At 38.4% G+C, this 21,215-nt stretch carries 19 protein-coding genes and 1 tRNA gene; 12 read left to right on the forward strand and 8 right to left on the reverse strand.

Going from position 1 to position 21,215, the window contains the following annotated elements:
• Positions 1-14: 14 nt before the first annotated feature.
• Positions 15-695, reverse strand: a complete 681-nt coding sequence (gene pssA / locus ACR2F7_RS15290; RefSeq protein ID WP_432714413.1) for a CDP-diacylglycerol--serine O-phosphatidyltransferase — start codon at positions 693-695, stop codon at positions 15-17.
• A 3-nt stretch (positions 696-698) separates the two neighbouring features.
• Positions 699-2,357 (reverse strand): transcription termination factor Rho, encoded by a 1,659-nt coding sequence (rho, locus tag ACR2F7_RS15295; protein WP_432714414.1) that lies wholly within the window; start codon positions 2,355-2,357, stop codon positions 699-701.
• Positions 2,358-2,622: 265 nt separating this feature from the next.
• Between rho and pyrF the strand changes: the two genes are divergently transcribed.
• From pyrF to ACR2F7_RS15345, 10 genes are all read left to right on the forward strand, one after another.
• Positions 2,623-3,453: an orotidine-5'-phosphate decarboxylase gene (pyrF, locus tag ACR2F7_RS15300; protein WP_432714415.1), complete on the forward strand. Its 831-nt coding sequence runs from the start codon at positions 2,623-2,625 to the stop codon at positions 3,451-3,453.
• Positions 3,454-3,555: 102 nt separating this feature from the next.
• Entirely contained in the window at positions 3,556-4,836 is a 1,281-nt protein-coding gene (locus ACR2F7_RS15305) for a DUF2851 family protein (protein ID WP_432714416.1), read from the forward strand.
• Positions 4,837-4,838: 2 nt separating this feature from the next.
• Positions 4,839-5,060, forward strand: a complete 222-nt coding sequence (locus ACR2F7_RS15310; RefSeq protein WP_432714417.1) for a PspC domain-containing protein — start codon at positions 4,839-4,841, stop codon at positions 5,058-5,060.
• Positions 5,061-5,171: 111 nt separating this feature from the next.
• A complete protein-coding gene (locus tag ACR2F7_RS15315; RefSeq protein WP_432714418.1) occupies positions 5,172-7,745 on the forward strand; it encodes a DNA translocase FtsK 4TM domain-containing protein in 2,574 nt (857 codons plus the stop codon).
• Between the two features lie 15 nt (positions 7,746-7,760).
• A complete protein-coding gene (locus ACR2F7_RS15320) occupies positions 7,761-8,411 on the forward strand; it encodes a LolA family protein (protein ID WP_432714419.1) in 651 nt (216 codons plus the stop codon).
• Between the two features lie 37 nt (positions 8,412-8,448).
• Positions 8,449-9,210 (forward strand): MBL fold metallo-hydrolase, encoded by a 762-nt coding sequence (locus ACR2F7_RS15325; protein WP_432714420.1) that lies wholly within the window; start codon positions 8,449-8,451, stop codon positions 9,208-9,210.
• A gap of 54 nt (positions 9,211-9,264) precedes the next feature.
• Positions 9,265-9,351, forward strand: a tRNA-Leu gene (locus ACR2F7_RS15330).
• A gap of 324 nt (positions 9,352-9,675) precedes the next feature.
• Positions 9,676-10,920: a PQQ-dependent sugar dehydrogenase gene (locus tag ACR2F7_RS15335; RefSeq protein ID WP_432714421.1), complete on the forward strand. Its 1,245-nt coding sequence runs from the start codon at positions 9,676-9,678 to the stop codon at positions 10,918-10,920.
• 12 nt (positions 10,921-10,932) lie between these two features.
• Positions 10,933-11,865: a D-2-hydroxyacid dehydrogenase gene (locus ACR2F7_RS15340; protein ID WP_432714422.1), complete on the forward strand. Its 933-nt coding sequence runs from the start codon at positions 10,933-10,935 to the stop codon at positions 11,863-11,865.
• Positions 11,866-11,927: 62 nt separating this feature from the next.
• Complete coding sequence (locus tag ACR2F7_RS15345) at positions 11,928-12,401, forward strand: hypothetical protein (RefSeq protein WP_432714423.1); 474 nt, start codon at positions 11,928-11,930, stop codon at positions 12,399-12,401.
• Here the strand turns inward: ACR2F7_RS15345 and dnaA are convergent, their stop codons facing one another.
• Positions 12,402-13,832, reverse strand: a complete 1,431-nt coding sequence (gene dnaA / locus ACR2F7_RS15350) for a chromosomal replication initiator protein DnaA (protein ID WP_432714424.1) — start codon at positions 13,830-13,832, stop codon at positions 12,402-12,404. It abuts the gene before it with no gap.
• A 260-nt stretch (positions 13,833-14,092) separates the two neighbouring features.
• On the opposite strand from dnaA, the gene ACR2F7_RS15355 reads away from it, so the two are divergent.
• On the forward strand, positions 14,093-15,637 hold the full coding sequence (locus ACR2F7_RS15355) for a L,D-transpeptidase family protein (RefSeq protein ID WP_432714425.1): 1,545 nt from the start codon (positions 14,093-14,095) through the stop codon (positions 15,635-15,637).
• Positions 15,638-15,686: 49 nt separating this feature from the next.
• On the opposite strand, the gene ACR2F7_RS15360 is transcribed toward ACR2F7_RS15355, so the two are convergent.
• The 3 genes from ACR2F7_RS15360 to ACR2F7_RS15370 all read right to left on the reverse strand — a co-directional run bounded on the left by ACR2F7_RS15360 (position 15,687) and on the right by ACR2F7_RS15370 (position 18,011).
• Positions 15,687-16,487, reverse strand: coding sequence for a murein L,D-transpeptidase catalytic domain family protein (locus ACR2F7_RS15360; protein ID WP_432714426.1), 801 nt, complete (start codon positions 16,485-16,487; stop codon positions 15,687-15,689).
• 189 nt (positions 16,488-16,676) lie between these two features.
• Positions 16,677-17,777 (reverse strand): DNA polymerase IV, encoded by a 1,101-nt coding sequence (gene dinB, locus ACR2F7_RS15365; protein WP_432714427.1) that lies wholly within the window; start codon positions 17,775-17,777, stop codon positions 16,677-16,679.
• 54 nt (positions 17,778-17,831) lie between these two features.
• A complete protein-coding gene (locus ACR2F7_RS15370) occupies positions 17,832-18,011 on the reverse strand; it encodes a histone H1 (RefSeq protein ID WP_432710850.1) in 180 nt (59 codons plus the stop codon).
• A gap of 167 nt (positions 18,012-18,178) precedes the next feature.
• On the opposite strand from ACR2F7_RS15370, the gene ACR2F7_RS15375 reads away from it, so the two are divergent.
• Positions 18,179-18,463 carry a hypothetical protein gene (locus tag ACR2F7_RS15375; RefSeq protein ID WP_432714428.1) on the forward strand — a complete coding sequence of 95 codons (285 nt, stop codon included), beginning with the start codon at positions 18,179-18,181 and terminating at the stop codon, positions 18,461-18,463.
• Here ACR2F7_RS15375 and ACR2F7_RS15380 read toward each other — a convergent pair.
• Positions 18,453-19,490: a S66 peptidase family protein gene (locus ACR2F7_RS15380; RefSeq protein WP_432714429.1), complete on the reverse strand. Its 1,038-nt coding sequence runs from the start codon at positions 19,488-19,490 to the stop codon at positions 18,453-18,455. The genes ACR2F7_RS15375 and ACR2F7_RS15380 overlap by 11 nt on opposite strands.
• 127 nt (positions 19,491-19,617) lie before the next feature.
• Positions 19,618-21,213, reverse strand: coding sequence for an MFS transporter (locus tag ACR2F7_RS15385; protein WP_432714430.1), 1,596 nt, complete (start codon positions 21,211-21,213; stop codon positions 19,618-19,620).
• Positions 21,214-21,215 lie beyond the last annotated feature (2 nt).

Here is a 21,215-nt window from a genome sequence, read left to right on the forward strand (position 1 = left end):
AAGCATTATAAATATTAAATATCGCTGTTTTTGAAGTGTAAAAACGATGAGGCGATATACAAAATCAATACAAAAGGTATGGCTGCAAATTTCATAAATGCTATTAATGCAGCGGATACGATAAGGAATACATATTTAACTTTGTTATCCTGCCATGTTAGTGAACCAAACTTCAAGGAGAAGATTTTGATTTCACAGATCAGCAGCCAGCTCATCAGGATGGTTAAACCTACCAGCACAAAGGTAGATTTAATTATTTCCGGATAATCATTTTGGATAAAGGGCAAAGAAACAATAAACAGCGTATTCATAGGGGTGTTAAGCCCAATAAAATCTTCAGTTTGCCGGGTGTCAAGATTGAATTTGGCAAGCCTGAGGGCAGAAAATATCGTAATCAAAAAAGCCACATAAGGAAGATAAGCTGAGGTGTAATTACTTTGAGTGATCAGTTGAAACATCACTACCCCGGGTAAAAATCCAAAGCTAACCATATCCGCAAGAGAGTCTAATTCCTTACCGATTTCAGATTTCACATGAAGTATTCTGGCAGAAAAACCATCAAAGAAATCAAAAATACCTGACATCAATACTGCGTAAGCGGTTATGGTCAAATCCCCTTTAAAGGCAAATACGATGCCAATACACCCCGAAAGGAGGTTTGCGCACGTTAATGCGTTAGGGATATGCTTCTTCATGGATTAGCTATTCATCGAAATTAGAAATTCTTCATTAGACTTTGTGTTTTTGATTTGTGCCTGAACAAATTCCATCGCTTCCTGTGCATTCATATCTGCAAGGTGGTTACGTAAAATCCAAACACGTTGTAAGGTATCTCTGTCATGCAGCAAGTCGTCTCTACGCGTGCTTGAAGCGGTGATGTCAATAGCAGGGAAAATTCGTTTGTTAGATAATTTACGATCCAGTTGAAGCTCCATGTTACCGGTACCTTTAAATTCTTCAAAGATGACCTCATCCATTTTAGAACCTGTATCGGTTAATGCCGTAGCAAGAATCGTTAAGGAACCACCTCTTTCAATGTTTCTGGCTGCACCAAAGAAACGCTTAGGCTTATGTAAAGCATTAGCATCTACACCACCGGATAATATTTTTCCTGAAGCAGGAGCCGTTGTGTTATATGCCCTGGCTAAACGGGTTATAGAGTCTAAAAGAATCACTACATCATGACCACATTCTACCAGTCGTTTTGCTTTTTCCAAAACAATGTTGGCAATTTTTACGTGACGTTCAGCAGGCTCATCGAAAGTAGAAGCAATGACTTCAGCGCGTACACTTCTGGCCATATCTGTAACCTCTTCAGGTCTTTCGTCAATTAAAAGAATAATCAGGTATACTTCTGGGTGGTTATTTGCAATTGCATTAGCCACTTCCTTTAAGAGGTTGGTTTTACCAGTCTTTGGTTGTGCTACAATTAAACCACGCTGACCTTTACCAATTGGGGTAAATAAATCAATAATCCTGGTTGAATAATTATTAGAGTCGTTAGAAAGGTTAAATCTTTCTGTTGGGAATAATGGCGTAAGGTAATCGAAAGGAACACGGTCACGAACATCAGCAGGTAAACGACCATTGATGGTTTCTACCCTTACCAAAGGGAAATATTTCTCACCTTCTTTTGGTGGTCTGATGCTTCCTTTAACAGTATCGCCGGTTTTTAAACCAAACAACTTAATCTGCGATTGAGAAACATAAATATCATCAGGAGAAGATAAGTAATTGTAATCTGCAGATCTTAAAAATCCATAACCATCAGGCATAATTTCTAATACACCTTCATTGGTGATGGTATTGTCGAAATCAAGGTTTGAATAGCTGTTTTCGTTAGTTTTGTTAGGCTGATTTTTAGGTCTGTTATCCTCTCTTGCAGGTTTTTTATTCCTTTGTTCCGGATGACTAGGCGCAGGTGGAGCGTCTACAGTTTCTGCAGCGGCCTTAGGTTCATTAGCTTTAACCTCAACACTTTCAGCAGCTACAGGACTTGGTGTTTTCTCTTCTGCTAAAACTTCAGGAAGGTTTTCAAATGGTTTAATCAAAGGCTCATCAAACAAGATATCTTTAGTTGGCGTTGGCGTGTCCATTTCATCTTTCGATGCAATACGGGCACGTTTTCTTACAGGTTTTTCTCCTGTATTTACTTTAGATAACCTGGGCTTGGTAATTTTTGCAGGGGCAAGTTCTTTTTCAGCTGCTTCTGGTACAATGTCCTGCTCTTTAATTTGAGCGATAATTTCTACCAGTTCGGCCTTACGCAGCTCATCAGCATTTAGAATACCTTGAGCCTTTGCCAGCTCACGCAATTCAGCAGTGAGCTTTTCATTTAATTCTGTTTTATTAAACATTATATAGTTGTAGAGAATTTTTTATTAAAGTGATTGTTGACTGAACAGCAAAAAAACGCAATAGTGATTGTAATTTAGAAACAAGATGTTGAGATTTTCTGGGAATGATCAGATAACTTTTAGAGAATTATGATGCAATTGTATGTAATTGTAACCTAAACTCCAAGTAAAACTTGAAAATTATTTTAATTTAATTTATAGCAATGTTCAAATATACTGATTATTTACCTGTATAAAATGGCATATTTGCAGCAAAAATTGCCACATGACCAAAGTCCAATTATTTGAAGAAATAAAAAAGAAGCGATCATTCTTATGTGTAGGTCTCGATCCTGTTTTGGAAAACATACCTCCACATTTGTTAAAATACAATGACCCGATTCTGGAATTCAATAAACAGCTGATCGATGCCACACATGATCTATGTGTAGCTTATAAACCTAATACTGCTTTTTATGAAGCCAATGGCATCAAAGGCTGGCAGAGCTTAATAGACACCTGGAAATACATTCCTAAAGAAATTTTTACCATTGCAGATGCAAAAAGAGGTGACATTGGAAATACTTCTGCCATGTATGCCGATGCTTTTTTTAAGGAGGAAAAATCAGGAATGGGTTTCGATGCGGTTACTGTTGCTCCCTATATGGGTGCAGATTCTGTAGGTCCCTTTTTAAATCACCAGGATAAATGGGTAATTCTTCTGGCCTTAACCTCTAACTCCGGGCATAGTGATTTTCAGGTGCAGCCATGCCCTGAAGGAAAACTCTATGAAGAAGTGATCCGTGTGTCATCACAATGGGCAAACAGTGAACAATTAATGTATGTTGTTGGCGCTACAAGAGGTGATGAATTTAAAAACATCCGCAGACTGGCACCAGACAATTTCTTATTAGTGCCAGGTGTTGGTGCCCAGGGTGGAAGTCTTTCTGCCGTTTGTGAATATGGATTGAATGATCAATGCGGTTTGCTGGTTAATTCTTCCAGGGGAATTATCTATGCAGGTAAAGGCGAGGATTTCGCTGAAAAAGCGAGAGCTGAAGCTTTTAAACTGCAGCAGGAAATGGAAACTATACTTCTTGAAAAAGGCCTTATATAAATTGTATAAGCTTTTGTAGAAAAGCTAAGCAACCTGTATAATCAAAGCTACAATGTGAAGGGTTGATTAAATAAATCAATGCCTTTAGACTAGCTTTAAGAGATGCTATTCAAAGAAGATTTTTTGCATTTCATCTGGAAATTCAGGTTATATAACCCCAAGGCACTACAAAGTCAACCTTGGGGTCATCTTCAAATTATTAAAACAGGGTTCTCGCATCATCATGCAGGACCTGATTTCATAGAGGCTAAAATTAGAATCGAGGAGACCATTTGGGTTGGACATGTAGAGATTCACTTGAAGTCATCTGACTGGATGCTGCATCAGCATCAACATGATACTGCCTATGACAATGTGATATTACACGTTGTTTATGAAAATGATCAGCCTATTTACCGCAAAAACGGCAGCGAAATTCCAGTTATAGCACTCAAGGGTATGTTTGATGAGGCTATATGGTCTAATTATAGTGCCTTAATCAGTGCCACTCATTACTTTCCCTGCGAAATGCAGCTCCGGCAGGTAGATCCCATGATTGTCAATGGTTTTCTAACGCGACAATTGATAGAAAGGCTGGAAATAAAAACAACAGTCATATTGCAGCAATTGGAAGTTTATAAAGGTGATTGGGAGCGAACATTCTATTATTTTTTGGCCAAAAGCTTTGGTTTTAAAGTCAATAGCTTGCCCTTTGAGCTGCTAGCGAGTTCTTTAAATGTCCATTTATTGAAAAAATACCATAACCAGCCTTTGCAAATTGAAGCCCTGGTATTTGGACAGGCGGGGTTTTTAAATGCTGATTTTGAGGGTGGCTACCCACAGCAATTAAAAACGGAATATGAATTCTTAAAAATGAAACACCAGTTGTTACCGCTGGATGAGTCTTTGTGGAAGTTCTTAAGAATGAGGCCACACAATTTTCCCACCATCAGGCTTGCTCAATTTTCTGCACTATTTTTGCGGACACCAAATTTGTTTTCTAAACTTCTGGAGGTGGATGCTTTTTCTGAATACTACGCTCTTTTCCAACAGTTACCGGTGCATACGTATTGGGAAAATCATTTTCATTTTCACAAAACAACGAAGAAAGTAAATCATCAAATTGGCAAAGCATCAATAGAAAGTATTTTGATCAATACCATTTGTTTGTTTTTATATGTTTATGGAAAATATACAGACCAGCAACGATATGTGGATAGGGCATTTGATTTATTAAGCTATTTACCTGCTGAAAAAAATGCCCTTGTTGAAAAATATAAACTTGCTGGAATACAGCTGGAGAGTGCTTTTTTATCGCAAGCTGTTTTGCAGTTAAATAAAAACTATTGCAGTCAAAAAAAATGTTTAAATTGTAGTATCGGAATCAAAATACTAAAGAAATAACTATGTTTCAGCAGGTGGTCACTTATTTTGAAAAACAGAGTTTTGGCGTTTGTACTTATCTTGCTGAAAGATTAGGGATGTCTATCAGTAGAATACGGCTTTTCTTTATCTACTCTTCCTTCCTCGCGGTGGGATTTCCAATCATTTTTTATGTACTCGCAGCGTTGGTACTAGATGTTCGCCGATACATTAAAAGGATAAGGTTAAGAATCTGGGATATCTAAAAACGTGTCCACATCAGCAATTTTATATTTTTTATAGCACTGTATTTAGAATCCTGAAAATACATCCTACTATATATTTATATTTGTTGATTATAAATACGAACAAAAAAGATGGCGTTAAAGGGAAACCAGTTTAAATCTAATTCATTCAAAAACGATTCCATAGATGGTGCAGGGGCAAGATCATCTGCAAAACCACAAAAGGAGAGATTTGAATACATGCCTCGTTTTGATTTTCAGGATGGAAGATTCATCAAAATATTGGGGCTGTTTTTTATCATCCTGGCACTTTATTTCCTCATTGCTTTTACTTCGTATTTATTTACCTGGCAGGATGATTACAGCTATGTAATGGAGGCCAATGGTGGCTGGAGTAATTTATTTAAGACCGCTGAGGAGTTGAAAGCAGTGCAACTAGCACCTGTTGTCCAAAATTGGCTCGGTAAATTTGGCGCACTATTGTCTCACCAATTCATTTATGAATGGTTTGGTCTGGCCTCCTTTCTCTTTATTTTTGTGTTTTTTGTGATCGGCTATCGCTTGTTATTTAAAGTGAAAATCTATCCATTAGAGAAAACGCTGGGTTACAGTTTATTTTTTTTACTGTTCTTATCCCTATCCTTTGGGTTTTTCCATTCCTTAATTGCTGAAGCACCTCATTTTTTAGAAGGAGAGTTTGGTTATTGGGCAAATCGTTTACTGGTTGCGCAAATAGGAACAGCAGGAGTGGGTGGTTTACTGACCTTTTTAGCCCTTACTATTTTAATTATAGCCTATAATATTGATTTTAAATGGCCCGCCCGAAAGGTTGTTTTAGCAAATGATGTTGATGCTGAAATAGAAGTTGATGGTCCGGAGCCTGTAATGGTGGTGAGCAACGAGGTTAAATCTGAGCCTGTGGAGTTTTCCATCAATGACAAGTTTTCTAATCAGAAAAGAAAAGAGCAAAATATCGTATTAACACCTAATCGTTTTGAAGAGCCATTGGTAGAAGAAGTAATTCCACCGATAGTAGAGCGTGTAAAGGAAACCGTGAAAGTGGCAGAGCCGGTTAAAAATGTAATACATGTGCCGCTGGTTGTGGAAACTGAAATTGAAAAGCCTTTGCCACAGCTGACCATTGAAAAGACAGAAGAAGAGAAAAAATCTGAAGAACTGGTAGAACAGTTTGGCAATTATGACCCTACTTTGGATCTTGCCAGTTATAAATTCCCGCACCTTGACTTGTTAGAAAATCATGGATCAAATAAGATCTCTGTGAATGCGGAAGAACTGGAGATTAATAAAAATAAGATTGTTGAAACCCTGAATCATTATAACATTGAGATTGATAAAATTAAGGCTACCATTGGCCCAACGGTAACCTTATATGAGATTATCCCTGCACCAGGGGTAAGAATCTCTAAAATCAAAAATCTTGAAGATGATATCGCTTTAAGTTTAGCCGCATTAGGGATCAGGATTATTGCCCCTATGCCAGGTAAAGGAACTATTGGTATTGAGGTTCCAAATTTGCAGCCTGAAATGGTTTCTATGAGAAGCATTTTGGCAACGGAGAAATTCCAATCCACCACGATGGAGTTACCTATAGCCTTAGGGAAAACAATTTCTAATGAAGTGTATATTGGTGATTTGGCAAAAATGCCCCATTTACTTGTTGCCGGGGCAACGGGTCAAGGTAAGTCGGTAGGGATTAACTCCATCCTGGTGTCGCTTTTGTATAAAAAACATCCCTCGCAACTTAAATTTGTTTTGGTTGACCCTAAGAAAGTGGAGCTTACCTTATTTAATAAAATTGAGAGACACTTTTTAGCGAAGCTTCCCGGAGAGGCCGATGCGATTATTACAGATACCAAAAAAGTAATTACAACCTTAAATTCATTGTGTATTGAAATGGATCAGCGTTATGATTTATTAAAAGATGCACAGGTTCGGAATTTAAAAGAATACAATGAGAAGTTCATCAAAAGAAGGTTGAATCCGAATAACTCACATCGCTTTCTGCCTTATATCGTGCTGATTGTGGATGAGTTTGCCGACTTAATGATGACTGCAGGTAAGGAGGTTGAAACACCAATTGCCAGGCTGGCACAATTAGCAAGGGCTGTTGGTATTCACCTGGTGCTTGCTACACAAAGACCATCGGTAAACATCATTACAGGTACTATTAAAGCGAATTTCCCGGCAAGGCTTGCCTTTAGGGTATTGTCAAAAATTGACTCCCGTACTATTTTAGACAGTGGTGGTGCAGACCAGCTCATCGGTAGAGGAGATATGTTGTTATCGACAGGAAATGACCTGATTCGACTACAATGTGCCTTTGTGGACACGCCGGAAGTAGACCGTATTTCTGAGTTTATTGGCAACCAAAGAGGATATCCAGAGGCCTATCAATTGCCTGAATATGTAGATGAGGCAGCAGAAAATGCAAAGATGGATTTTGATGCTTCAGACAGAGATGTGATGTTTGAAGACGCAGCAAGACTGATTGTTATGCACCAGCAGGGCTCCACTTCATTGATACAACGGAAGATGAAATTGGGTTATAACAGGGCGGGAAGAATAATAGATCAATTAGAAGCTGCAGGAGTTGTAGGGCCCTTTGAAGGAAGCAAGGCTCGTGAAGTGTTGATTCCTGATGAATATGCTTTGGAACAATTCTTGGATAACCTTAATAGTAAATAGTACAAAAATATACCCATGAAAAAGATTATCCTGTTGTTCGTATTGTTAACTGGTGTTGCGTTTTCAAGCTTTTCACAAAGTGCGGCTAAAGCGAAATCCATATTAGCGGAAGTCAGTAAAAAATACAAATCATATAATGTAGTGAAAGCAGCGTTTACTTTGACTATAGACAACCCTAAAGCTAATCTTAAAAGAACCGAGAAAGGTACTTTATACGTTAAAGCTAACGCCAACAAATACAAAATGATCATGACTGAAAGAGACCTGATCAGTGATGGGAAAAACCAGTGGACCTATTTGAAAGACGACCAGGAAGTTCAGTTAACCGCAGTAGATCTTACGCCGGATGCCTTAAACCCTGCTCAAATTTTCACTTTATATGAAAAGGGATTTAATTCTTCGTATGTTGGGGAAACTAAAGTAGGCAGCAAGATCTATCAGACTATTGATTTAACGCCATTAGATGCTAAGAAAAGCTATACTAAAGTGAAGCTAAGTATCGATAAAACAGCAAAGCAAATTGCCAAAGTATTGATATATGATAAAGATGGCAGCAAATATACTTACAGTGTGCAATCATTTTTGCCAATGGCAAGTATAGCCGAATCTACTTTTGTGTTCGACGCTAAAAAATATCCTGGTGTTGAGGTCGTAGATTTAAGATAAGTTTTGATATTTTTAGCCTGACCTTATTGAATAGATTTTGAAAATAACTTTTTTAGGTACTGGAACCTCTCAGGGGGTGCCCGTTATCTGTTGTCAATGTGCGGTTTGTACTTCAACAGACTATAGAAACAATAGGTTAAGGACTTCCTTACTCCTGGAAACTGGCGATAAAACCGTCGTTATTGATAGCGGACCTGATTTCCGTTACCAAATGTTGCGCGCCGGAGTTAAAGACCTTGATGCCATAGTTTTTACCCACGAACATAAAGACCACATAGCAGGCTTAGATGACATCAGGCCTTTCAACTATTTGCTTAAAAAGAATATTGAGATCTATGCCGATGTAAGGGTGGAGAAAGCCTTAAAAAGGGAATTCTCTTATATATTTTCTGAAATACAATATCCAGGCTTACCTCAAATAAATCTTCATGAAATTGATGGCGAACCTTTTTCAATAGGGGAGAACTTATGGATTCCCATTGATATCATGCATTACAAGCTGCCTATTTATGGTTACCGCATCAATGATTTTACTTATATCACTGATGCCAAAACAGTTGCTCAAAGTTCTATTGATCAAATTAAAGGGACTAAGGTTTTAGTGGTCAATGCTTTGCAAAGGGCAACGCATATTTCTCACTTTAACCTGGAACAGGCAATTGCCTTTGCCAAAGAGATTAATGCCGAAATGACCTATTTTACCCATATCAGCCATAATTTAGGTTTGCATGAAGATGTAGAAAGTCAATTGCCGCCAAATATCAGACTGGCTTATGATGGATTGACTTTTGATGTTTAAAATTTAACTTTTCTTGATAAACTTTAGCGAATAAATCTATATTTGCAGTATCATACCCAGGTGGCGGAATTGGTAGACGCACCACCTTGAGGGGGTGGCGCTTGTAAGAGTGTGGCAGTTCGAATCTGCTTCTGGGTACCATTAGGTCCCGTATCATGAAGAATGGTATGGGACCTTTCTGTTTTAGACACCTTTTTGGCAAATAATATTTACCTAATCGGTGAGCAGGTATTTGGAGGGCATTAACAGGGCCTTCAGTTATCAATCGATATAGGAAGGCCCTACGAAGGCCCTACCAATGCCCTCTAAATGATATGGAAACTATTAGCTGCAAATTACCTTAAAGACATGTGGGCACACCCTTATTCATCGATTCGTTTGTAATTTCTATGTTAACCAACCCACTAACATTAATTTTAATGCTAACTTTAAATGAGTTATATCATTCACCTTAATTGTTATCTTATGGCAACTATTTATCACAAAACCCTACTTACAGGGATTACTTTTATGGCCGCAATAGTTGGCTGTAACAACAGTGAAGGAATTTCTAAAGCACAAAATCCTGTAGATACCTCTACCGGTGCATCAGTAGAAACACAAAAACCCAATACGGACTATAAACCAGCAGTACCTGGTCAAACCCGTGCACCGGCTGTTAAAACAACTACCCCATTAAATATTACAGTCATCAACAGCAGCTTAAAACAACCATGGTCAATCTGTAATCTACCCGATGGTCGTTTTTTGGTAACCGAAAAATCCGGTATCATAAAAATCCTCAACGCAGATGGCACTACAGCACACTCCGTTACGGGCTTGCCTGCAGTAGTTAATGAAGGTCAGGGAGGCTTGCTCGACGTGATCATTGATCCTCAGTTTACAAGCAATAGAATGTTGTATTGGGGGTTTTCACAAGCTACGCCACAGGGTAATGTTTTAGCTATTGCTAAAGGGAGGTTGGCCAATGATGAAAGTAAAATTGAAAATGCTATTGTCATTTACCAGGCAACCCCTGCTTATAATGGTACTCTTCATTATGGCTCCCGCATCCTGTTTGATGCACAGGGAAACTTGTTTGTGAGTGCTGGAGAGCGCTCCTCTGAAGAAACACGCGTTAAAGCACAAGACCTTTCCACTTCCCTGGGCAAGATTCTACATATCACGAAAGAGGGCAAGCCAGTTCCTAATGGCCCCTTTGCCAATACAGCCAATGCGAAGCCTGAAGTTTATGCTTACGGCCTTCGCAACCCCCAGGGGCTGGCATGGAACCCTATTACCAATGAATTATGGGAGGCTGAATTTGGCCCCCGTGGAGGTGATGAAATTAATATCATCAAACCGGGGAAAAACTATGGCTGGCCGGTTATTACCTATGGCCTGGAGTATAGTGGCGAAAAGGTAGGTGAGGGCATCCAGCAAAAAGAGGGCATGGAGCAACCTGTTTACTATTGGGATCCAAGTATCTCTCCTTCTGGAATTACTTTTTACAATAACGATTTGATTGCTGAATGGAAAGGTAATCTATTTGCCGGCGGATTAGGGGGCGCGCATATTGCCAGACTAGTCATCAAAGACAATAAAGTGATTGGTGAAGAGCGCTTATTGAAAGATCTTGGTGAACGCTTCAGGGCATTAACAGCAGGAAAAGATGGTGCCTTATATACAGTTACCGATGGAGGTAAACTATATAAAATAACTAAAAAATAAAACAAAATCTGCATGAATATTTTAATTAACAGCACGCTAAACCTCGACCATCAACTTAAACTAAAACAAGAGCTAGCTGGAGATAATAAACTGATATTTAAGAATAACCTTTCTAATGAAGAACTTTCAACGGAGCTGGGCTCCGTTGAAGTAATTTTTGGTAATCCTCCGCTTTCCATTTTCAACAATGAACTTCCCCACTTACAATTCTGGCAAATAGACTCTGCAGGTTTTGACCAGTATCAGCAACTTAAACTGGACATTCCTGTGGCCAACATGGGTACATTTTTTGCCCTCAGTTGTGCTGAAACTATTGTAGGAGGAATTCTATGCTTTTACAGGCAAATACACCAGCTGGTGCGGCTGCAAAGCCAAAAGAAATGGGAAGGAAAAATCATCAGGACACAACTTCAAGGGATGAAAGGTAAGAATGTTCTTATTTTAGGCACAGGTGCCATTGCCTTAGCCGTAAAAAAATTGCTGTCACGCTTTGATTGTCAGATCAGAACCACCGCCAGAAACAACCCTCTTGCAGACCTGCATGATACACAAGAAATACTTGACATATTACCAAATATTGATGTAATAATCAATACCTTACCTGGTACAGCAGATAAATATGTTGCTACTGAATTCTTTGAATCCCTTAAACCAGGGAGCCTCTATGCGAGTGTAGGGCGCGGTAACACTACTGATGAAGCAGCCCTTACTAAAGCCCTTCATAACGGCGTTCTGGCTGGTGCTGTGTTAGATGTTACGGCCATTGAACCATTGCCCACAACTCACGTCTTTTGGGATATGGAGAATATAATTTTAACCCAGCATACTGGGGGTGGTGATGAAAATGAAGACGATGGTAAACTCGACCAGTTCATTAAGAATTTCAATAAATTTGTTGCTGGTGAGCCTATTGATGACCTGGTGAACCTGCAACAGGGCTATTAAATCCATAGCGCTGAACAAACTATATGGCCAATGTCTTGTTATCTTTCACAAAACAGGCAAATATGAAAAGCAAATATATCTACCAGGCCATGGCACTTGGCTGCATTGCAGGAATGAGAAGTATTTCAGCATTAGTGATCAGTACTAACCTCGCCAGTCAGGCCTCTATTTTTAAACCTAAAAATCCATTACTGAAGTTTCTTGCAAAACCATCGTTGAAGATTGCTGCCTATTTGATGGCTGCAGGAGAAATGGGTGGCGACAAATTACCAAGTACACCTGACAGAATTAAACCTGCTCCCCTCTCTGGAAGAGCCATAATGGGTGCTGTTTCTGGTGCTGTAATTTATAGCCTAGCGAGGAAAAACCCCTACGAAGGGGCATTAATTGCTGGCTTAACAGCGATAGCTTCTTCCTATACTTTCTATTACCTGCGTAAGGAAATTAAAGCGAAGACTGGAGCGCCTGACCTGCTATTAGGCTTAACGGAAGATGCTATTGTAGCATCACAGGTCATCCGCTCCAGAAAGGGATAATTATCCCATTTTAAGTTTTTTCTCAATATCGTTCACGTAAGTCCTGAACTTCTTGTCAGTCTGGATCAGGTCTTCTACGGTCTGGCAAGCATAAATTACAGTAGAGTGATCTCTGCCGCCAAAAAATGCACCGATAGTTTTTAAGGAAGACCTTGTCATTGCTTTAGATAAATACATAGAAATCTGACGTGCCTGAACCACTTCTCTTTTACGGGTCGACGCTTTAAGCAAGTCCATAGGAACTTCGAAATATTCGCAAACCAATTTCTGGATCACATCCATCGAAACTTCTTTATTGGTGTTTTTGATGAAGTTTTTCATCATTGCTTTAGCCAATGGAAGATCGATTTCTTTTTTATTTAAAGTAGATTGAGCTAGCAAAGATACCATGGCACCTTCAAGCTCTCTTACGTTATTATTGATGTTATGCGCCACATATTCAACTACTTCTTCTGGAAGATCTATACCGTCTACATACATCTTCTTTTTAAGAATAGCAATTCTGGTCTGTAAATCTGGTAAGGTTAAATCTGCTGAAAGTCCCCATTTAAAACGACTCAACAAACGCTCTTCCAAGCCAGATAAGTCTTTTGGTGCTTTATCGGAAGTAATAATGATTTGTTTTCCTGACTGGTGTAAGTGGTTGAAAATATGGAAAAAGATATCTTGTGTTTTCTCTTTTCCAGCAAAGTTATGCACGTCATCCATGATGATTACATCCATTGCCTGGTAAAAGTTCACAAAATCATTGATCGTATTGTTTTTTAAGGATTCTACAAACTGCTGGCAAAATTTTTCACAAGAAACATAAATGACTAGTTTATCAGGAAGTGTTTGTCTGATCTGGTTACCTATGGCTTGCGCTAAGTGAGTTTTCCCCATCCCAGACGGACCATAAATCATTAAAGGATTGAATGATGTTTCTCCAGGTTTTGCAGCAACAGCGTGACCCGCAGAGCGTGCCAGGCGATTGCTATCGCCCTCTACATAATTCTCGAAAGTATAATTGGCATTCAGTTGTGGATCTACCTGAATTTTTTTTAATCCTGGAATGACAAAAGGGTTTTTGATATCGCGGTTAATGTTAACCGGAACCGGCATGCTTTGTTTGCGGTTATCAGAACCATTACCACTTGAAGGCATTTTAGTAGTATATGGCAAAACCCCATTTGAGCTTTGATCAACTACAATATTGTATTCCAAACGTCCTTCTTCACCTAGTTGCAACTTCACAGTACGTCTAAGTAAACTTACGTAATGCTCTTCTAACCACTCATAAAAGAATAAACTCGGCACCTGTATGGTTAGAACTTTCTCCTCCAATTTAAGAGGCGCTATCGGCTCGAACCAGGTTTTGAAACTCTGGGCCGGGATATTATCCTTAATAATTTGAAGACAGTTATTCCATACTTGTATACAAGTGTTATTCATAGTTATGCTTTCGTTTTATTGATTTCTAAACTCCCGGAGTAAGAAGAAATACTCGTGGTTGGGGATGCGAAGATCACAAATTTTACTAACATTGAGTAGGAATATTTTGTCTTTTTTCTAACTAATTCATTTGCACAATCATACGAAGTAGTTTACAGAAAAAATTGTGGATAAGTGTTTGAACAGATAATTTTTTGTGGAAAAAGGTAACAAAAATCATTGTAAAATAAAAGTAGGCATGAAATTTATTATACAAGAGTATGATTAAAAAAAATTACGCTAAAGGAATAAGTTTCCACGCTTCCCTCCTCTTGCTGGTGACCCTATTTACACTGCAAGCCTGTAAAAAAAGCCGTTCGGATATAGGACAGGTTTTTTTCAAAGAAACAAAAAATAAAGTTTTCAAAAAAGTAGAAAATGATGCTTTCGTTGCCGTTTTCAAAAAAACCCTCGAAGAAAAGAAAGCACATTTAAGAAATCCTAAATTCATTACTGCTTTTTATGAAAGCAACGATTTTGACCCTGTTTTGGTTTCCCAGCATTTGCCAAAAGACCAGTTGAAAAATATGGCTACTTATTTCTCTAAAGCAAATACACATGGCCTGGATCCACAGCTGTTTGCCGCGAATACAATTAATAATCTCCTAACAAAAGTATATGAGAAAGATTCGATAAAATCTGTAGAAGCTGCCTATAAAGTTATTGCCGAACTGGAAATTATGACCGCGAACTCCTTGATCGATTATAGCAACGCTTTAAAATTCGGCGTAATCAGTCCCAGGAAAATTTATGCTAGTTACCATACGGAAACAAAACGCCCTGACAGCAGCTCCATGATGGCTGTGTTAAATGTGACTGACCTGAACAGTTATTTAGACAGTATTCAACCTAAGGGTGCCCAATACCTTGCCCTTCAAAAAGGCTTAGCCAATGGTGTTACCGCAGCAGGACTTACTGCAGAAGAGACGGCAAGGGTATTAGAGGTAAACTTGGAAAGACTAAGATGGAAGAACAGAAATGATGACAAGAAATTTGTAATCGTCAACATTGCAGATTTTAGATTAGATGTTATTGAAGATGGTAAATCTACTTTAAACATGAAAGTATGTGTGGGTGAAGGCCGCAAATTGAACAGCACTGACATCTTGAAAGAATATGATGAGAATGATTTAAAGAAAGATCGTCCGTTTTCAAGAGAAACACCACAATTGGGCAGCATGATCCATAGTGTACAAGTGAACCCAATATGGAATATTCCAGAAAGCATAGCTACAAATGAAATTTCTAAACATGCTGCTGCCGACAGGTATTACCTGGCTAACAATAACATTGATGTATATAAAGATGGAAAGATCATAGAAGATACGGAGTTGATAGACTGGACGGCTGCTGATGCAGGCAAAACTTATGCATTTAAACAACGTGCTGGAAATGACAACTCTTTAGGAAAGATCAAATTCTTATTTAACAATGAATTTGCAGTTTATCTACATGATACGCCAGCCAAAGCAGCATTCGACAAATCAGTGCGCGCAGTAAGTCATGGCTGTGTACGTGTAGAGAAACCATTAGAACTTGCTCAAGCCTTATTTGGCAACGGTGCTACCTTTGAGAAAATCAAAACAGAGATGGCGCAAACAGAAAATCAAGAGGCAAGAACGGTAGCCCTGCCAAAGCAAATTCCTGTTTACCTTACTTATTTTACTTGCTGGGCAGCGGAAGACGGTGCATTACAAATTAGAAAAGATGTATATGGTCTTGATGTAGTGCTTTACTCCTACCTGCAAAAACTAAAAGCAAGCTAGGGATTAACCCAGCCTGCTTTTAATTTATAAATATAAATAGAATTTAACCTTAGATGCTGGATACAGTGTCTAAGGTTTTTTGTTGTCCTAAAGAGTTACTGGCAAGTTGAGCAGCCAAGCCTTGATTTAAGTATTTTGAAGAGTAAGACTCATCACTCACATTAATGAAAAGTACAGTTTTACCTCCAATGGCATCAATAACGGTATTAGCTAGTTCAGGCGCTACAGCAGGGCACCCCTGACTACGACCTAATCTTCCTAAAGCATTAATTGTACCCTGGCTTACATAAGATGCACCATGAACAACAATTGATCTTTTACGGGCATTGCTATTAAAGCCTTCATCCATTCCATCTAAACGTAAAGACCTACCATGTTGTCCATTATAAATCTCTCCGGTTACATAGAAGCCAATACTGCTTTGGAATGAATTATTAACATTAGAAAAGTGTGTAGCTTTATCGGCTCCACTATGTTGGCCATGAGCAACCCAGGTATTTAAAATCAACCTCTTTTGGTTAAGGTCAATAATCCATAAACGTTTTTTAGTGCTGTTCTGGTCAAAATCCGCAATTGATAAAATTGATTTATCTTCAGCTACTTTTCCAGAAATTTTAAGGTTATAAAACCCGGTAACTGCCTTTTCAAAAACTTCCATAGATAAACCATTCTGTCCAAGTGCCGCTGAGTCATAAATATCCCTAAGGTAAATATTGTATTCACTGTCTGCAGTGGCGGTAGCGCTGATTTTTTCAATAGTGGTAATTTTTCCGGCAGATTTCCAGCTAATAGAGGTAAGTGCAACTAAGATGACCAGGATTCCGGCTATTCCTACAACGTATTTTTTCATAGTTATCAGGTTAGGTGGTGCGATGAATAAGACAATTTTGTTTATGTCTTTAACAAATAAGTTATACAAATGTACGAAAAAGAATTAACTTAAAGAATTACCCTTAATCTATTACTTTTTTGTGACTTATAGAAATTTTTTATTTTATTTATTTTATGTTGCAATTAAGTGAAAACTTATTTCCCAGGATCAGGAAAACAACCTTCCCTGGTAACCCTCGTGCTGGTTCCCTAAGGTATCCTCTCCAAAATTAGAGGTTGTAATGCCAAGCAAACGCACACTTTGACCTTGCATGTCAACTGTAGCCAACAGATTTTTGGCTGCTTGAAAAATAAAATCATAGGAGGCAATGGCCCTAGGAAAAGATTTACTTCGGGTAATGGTTCTGAAATCACTGAATTTGATCTTCAGCGTAATGGTTCTGGCCTTGAGCTGATTTTTGTTGATCCGGGTTTCCACAATCCTGGCTATTTTTTCCAGTTCGAGATGCATTTCTTCCTCATAAACCAGGTCATGTGAAAAGGTGTCTTCTGCGCCTACAGATTTAGTTTCCCTGTTTGACTCCACTTTTCTATCATCCAGTCCGCGAACAATTTTGTAGTAAAAATGACCAGATTTGCCGAAAAGGTGAACGAGTTCAGCCTCTGTTAGTTTCTTTAAATCAGCCCCGGTATGTAATCCACGAAGTTTCATTTTTTCGGCCGTCACCTTCCCTACCCCATGAAATTTTTCTACATGCAGCTTTTCCATGAAACTTTCAATTTTGGAGGGACCAATAAAGGTTAGACCATCGGGCTTATTAATATCGGATGCTATTTTGGCTACAAACTTATTGATAGAAACACCGGCAGAGGCTGTTAATTGCAGTTCCTCCTTGATCAGCTGTTTAATTTTCGCCGCAATTTCCAGGGCTGAGCCAATACCTAATTTATCCTGAGTTACATCTAGATAAGCTTCATCTAGCGATAAGGGTTGGATTAAATCTGTAAATCGACTAAAGATTTCGCGGATATGGATAGAGGCTTCTTTATAGGCATCAAAACGCGGGCGCACAAAAATAAGGAAAGGACACAGCTGGATTGCCTTTTTTGAAGACATTGCAGAATGTATACCATACTGTCTAGCTTCGTAGCTTGCCGTAGCAATCACTCCCCGGCCTTCAGGGCTACCGCCAACAGCAATAGCTTTACCTTTATACTCAGGAAAATCGCGTTGCTCTACGGACGCATAAAAGGCATCCATATCAATATGGATAATCTTTCGGTACCTTTTTTCATCTTCATCATTCATAAAAAACAAAAAAAGGTCTACAGTTGCAGACCTTTTTATCAATGCTCATAAAGCTTATTTCGCACTATTTTTTTTCTCAGTTACTTCTGTACGGATATCCTGAGCTAATGTTTTTAGATCTTGCATTGCTTTACGAACTCTAGTACCAGCTGCACCATTTCCTGAGTTATAAAATTTCTCTGCATCTGCCTCAACTCCGGCAATTAGTTCTTTTAATTTTGAAAATTTTTCCATGGGTTTCTTATAAAAAATAAAGTAATTATTGGTTTAAAGATAATAAATATTGGTTTTTAAACAAATGAATAACGTTTTTACATCTTCATCAGCATACTATCTTTCCCCTGTTAAAACCATTAAGGTGGTATTTTGTTTAACAGATATCACATTAATCAATCCAAACCATGAAAAAAGAAGAGCAAAAAGACAAACACAAAGGGCCTGGTAATGAGGATTATGATGTAAATCATCCACAGCATATTGCCCAACCCAGCTTCCGTAGCGATAGTAAATTTCGTGATAGTTCAGGGAATCCATCTACTGAAAATTTAAATTTAGAAAATGACCATAACGACCAGTTAAAAGCTGCAGATATGGCCTCACTTCAGGAAGATACGCCCAAAACAGACCTTGGTAACAACACCAAAAAGGATGATGACAAGGAAGATGAGCAGCTGATCAAAAAATAGAAGTAAGGGTTGTTCCTTGCTTCTGCACCTCCAGGTGGTGGACTACGCCACACTTTAAGGCGTAGTTATTTTTTTGATGTCCTACCGGGAATTGAAAGCAAACGGGATAACTAAATTCCTTCACTTTTTCTGATACAATTTCCTGAATGGTTTTTCCAAAATCATCACCACCTTCGGTAAGTTTAACTTTAAAGCCTCCAATAATTAAACCCTTTAATTTATCTAATTTCCCACTACGCTTTAAATTCCAGAACATACGATCAATGCTATATAGATATTCTCCTGTATCTTCAAGAAAGAGAATTTTTCCATCAGTGTTGATATCAGAATCGCTACCAGCTAAGGTTTCTATAATACTCAGGTTACCCCCTATCAATGGGGCTTGCACATCGCCTAACCTGTTTAGTTCGTCATAAGGGGCTGTGTAGCGTAATGCCTGCCCTGCCAAGGCTTGCCTTATGGATAAGATAGTCTCAATTTGTATAGGTTCTGCCTTGGTCCAATCTGAAGGAAAGCTATTACACATCTTGGAGTGAATAGAGGCGATTTTAAATTTTCTATCAAGGTGAGCATGCAGTACGGTAATGTCACTGAAGCCGATAATCCATTTTGGATGAGCCTCAAAGCGTTTAAAATCTATTAAATCAATAATCCTCACCGCCCCATAGCCACCTCTGGCACACATGATTGCTTTAATATCAGGATTATCTAACATTTCTTGCAAGTCCATGGCTCTCTCCTCATCGGTACCCCCAAGGGTAAAATAATGAGCACCTACGGTCTTCCCAATTTTTACTTTATAACCCCAACTTTCCATCAGCTGGATGGAAGGTAAAACTTCTTCAAGTGTAATCGCTCCTGCCGGACAAGTAATGCCAATGGTGTCACCCCCTACAAGATAAGAAGGGATTTTATGTCTGCGTTTGGCTTCATTGGCAGTAATTGTTGCTGCCTCCGACAGGTTACTTATACCAGGAATAGAAATACTTGAAATTGCCAGCGCGGAGAGGAAATATTTACGGTTCATTAAAATTTTTATCTTTTTTACATCATTTATGAGCCATCTAAAGTCGAAGACCTCTTATGATTTGCCAATAATAATGCAAAAAGACTAAAAACCCGTTAATTAAATTGCAAATTCTCTTTAAAGACGATTAATAAGATATGGGCACAGGCAATCTGGATTTTAAATTGATAATAGTTCTGTGGATAAAAGGAATCAATGCCACAATGAGTACTACAAGCACCAGTAAACTACCTATCCAATTAAAATAATCAACAGCAGACTGCAGTTGTGCTTGTATATCGATTGACTCTGACAACATTTTATTTGACATTTTTACGGCCTGGTCTTCTGGAATACCTTTAGCCACAAACATTTGTTTATATATCGCTAGTCGTTCAAGAGCCACTGCATTGAGCGTACTTAACTGTCCCTGCAGGCGATTGATATGATCTGTTTTTCGGTAAAGCGAAAAGTAGTTAATGAGCGCTATGCTGGTACAAAAACCAATAAACCTAAATACAGCTGTAATACCTGAGGCTGTATTAGCCATGGCCTGAGGCACAGCAGAAACGGAAAATATGATAATTGGTGTCATTAGCATGCCCGCGCCTAATCCTTGTAAAGTTAAAGGGACGATGAAACTCGAAGCATCTGCTACTGAATCGAACAGAAAGGACATCATCACATGAAATACCAGTAGAAACACAAAGCCATAAATTAATATTAACCTCAAAGGTCTTTTTGACAGCAGCATTCTTGACGAAATGATTACACCCAATACAATGCCCACTATGTTAACTGCCATTAATTTCCCGATGTGTATAGGATCCATTTTTAAGGCAGTGCCAAAATATTGAGTAGCTATGTTCAAAGATCCCCTGGAAACATAGAGCACAAACATTAAAAATATGCCTATTAAAAAATTTTTAAAATTGAACACCCTTAAGTCATGAGCAGGCCTTTTTAAATTACGCTGCCTAAATAAGTGTAGCCCTAATAAGGACACCATAGCAACGGTACTCCAAACTATTCTTTGATCTTCAAACCATAAGTATTGTTGACCATAAATAAATATATACCCCAACAGGCACAAAAAAGAGGAATAAATAATAAAGCTAGCCCAATCAAGCTGATACAAGGGGATCCTTTTATGGAGTCTAACCGTATTTAAAATATTATATAAAATAACAGCACCAGGAATATAACAGAAAATGGCTGCCTTATATAAAAACCTGAAATCATAGGTATCTATCAAACTCGAAGTCAGAAACATTGACATTGGAGCCATACACACCAACATTCCATAAAATACAGAATAACCAATCTCTCTGGCTTTATCAGAATGTAGCCTGCTAAATATCAAATTCAGGCTTATACTTGTCGTACCACAATTTGCCATCCCCTGTATAAATCTAAATACAAGCAGCACATAGAAATTTGAGGTCCTGAAACAAACATAGGCAGCAAGCATTTGAATTAATGTACCTACAATAAAATATTCTTTGGCAGCAACAAAAACAAAGAAGCGTTTTTCAAGGGAAATATAACTGACTAGGGCAACATAAAAAACGATCATGCTATATTGAACATCAGCAGGCTCAATGCCATAATATCCTGTAGCAGCGTTAACATTAACTAAAGAAAGGTTAAAGAGCAACAATGTTGGCAATACGACGATAAAAATGGTAAACTTGATGAACCAATCAGGCACCCAGGACTTAAAAAGCGGCATGTTTTTGCTCATTA

Origin of the sequence: Pedobacter sp., assembly GCF_045628745.1 — a bacterium.
Classification (GTDB): Bacteria; Bacteroidota; Bacteroidia; order Sphingobacteriales; family Sphingobacteriaceae; genus Pedobacter.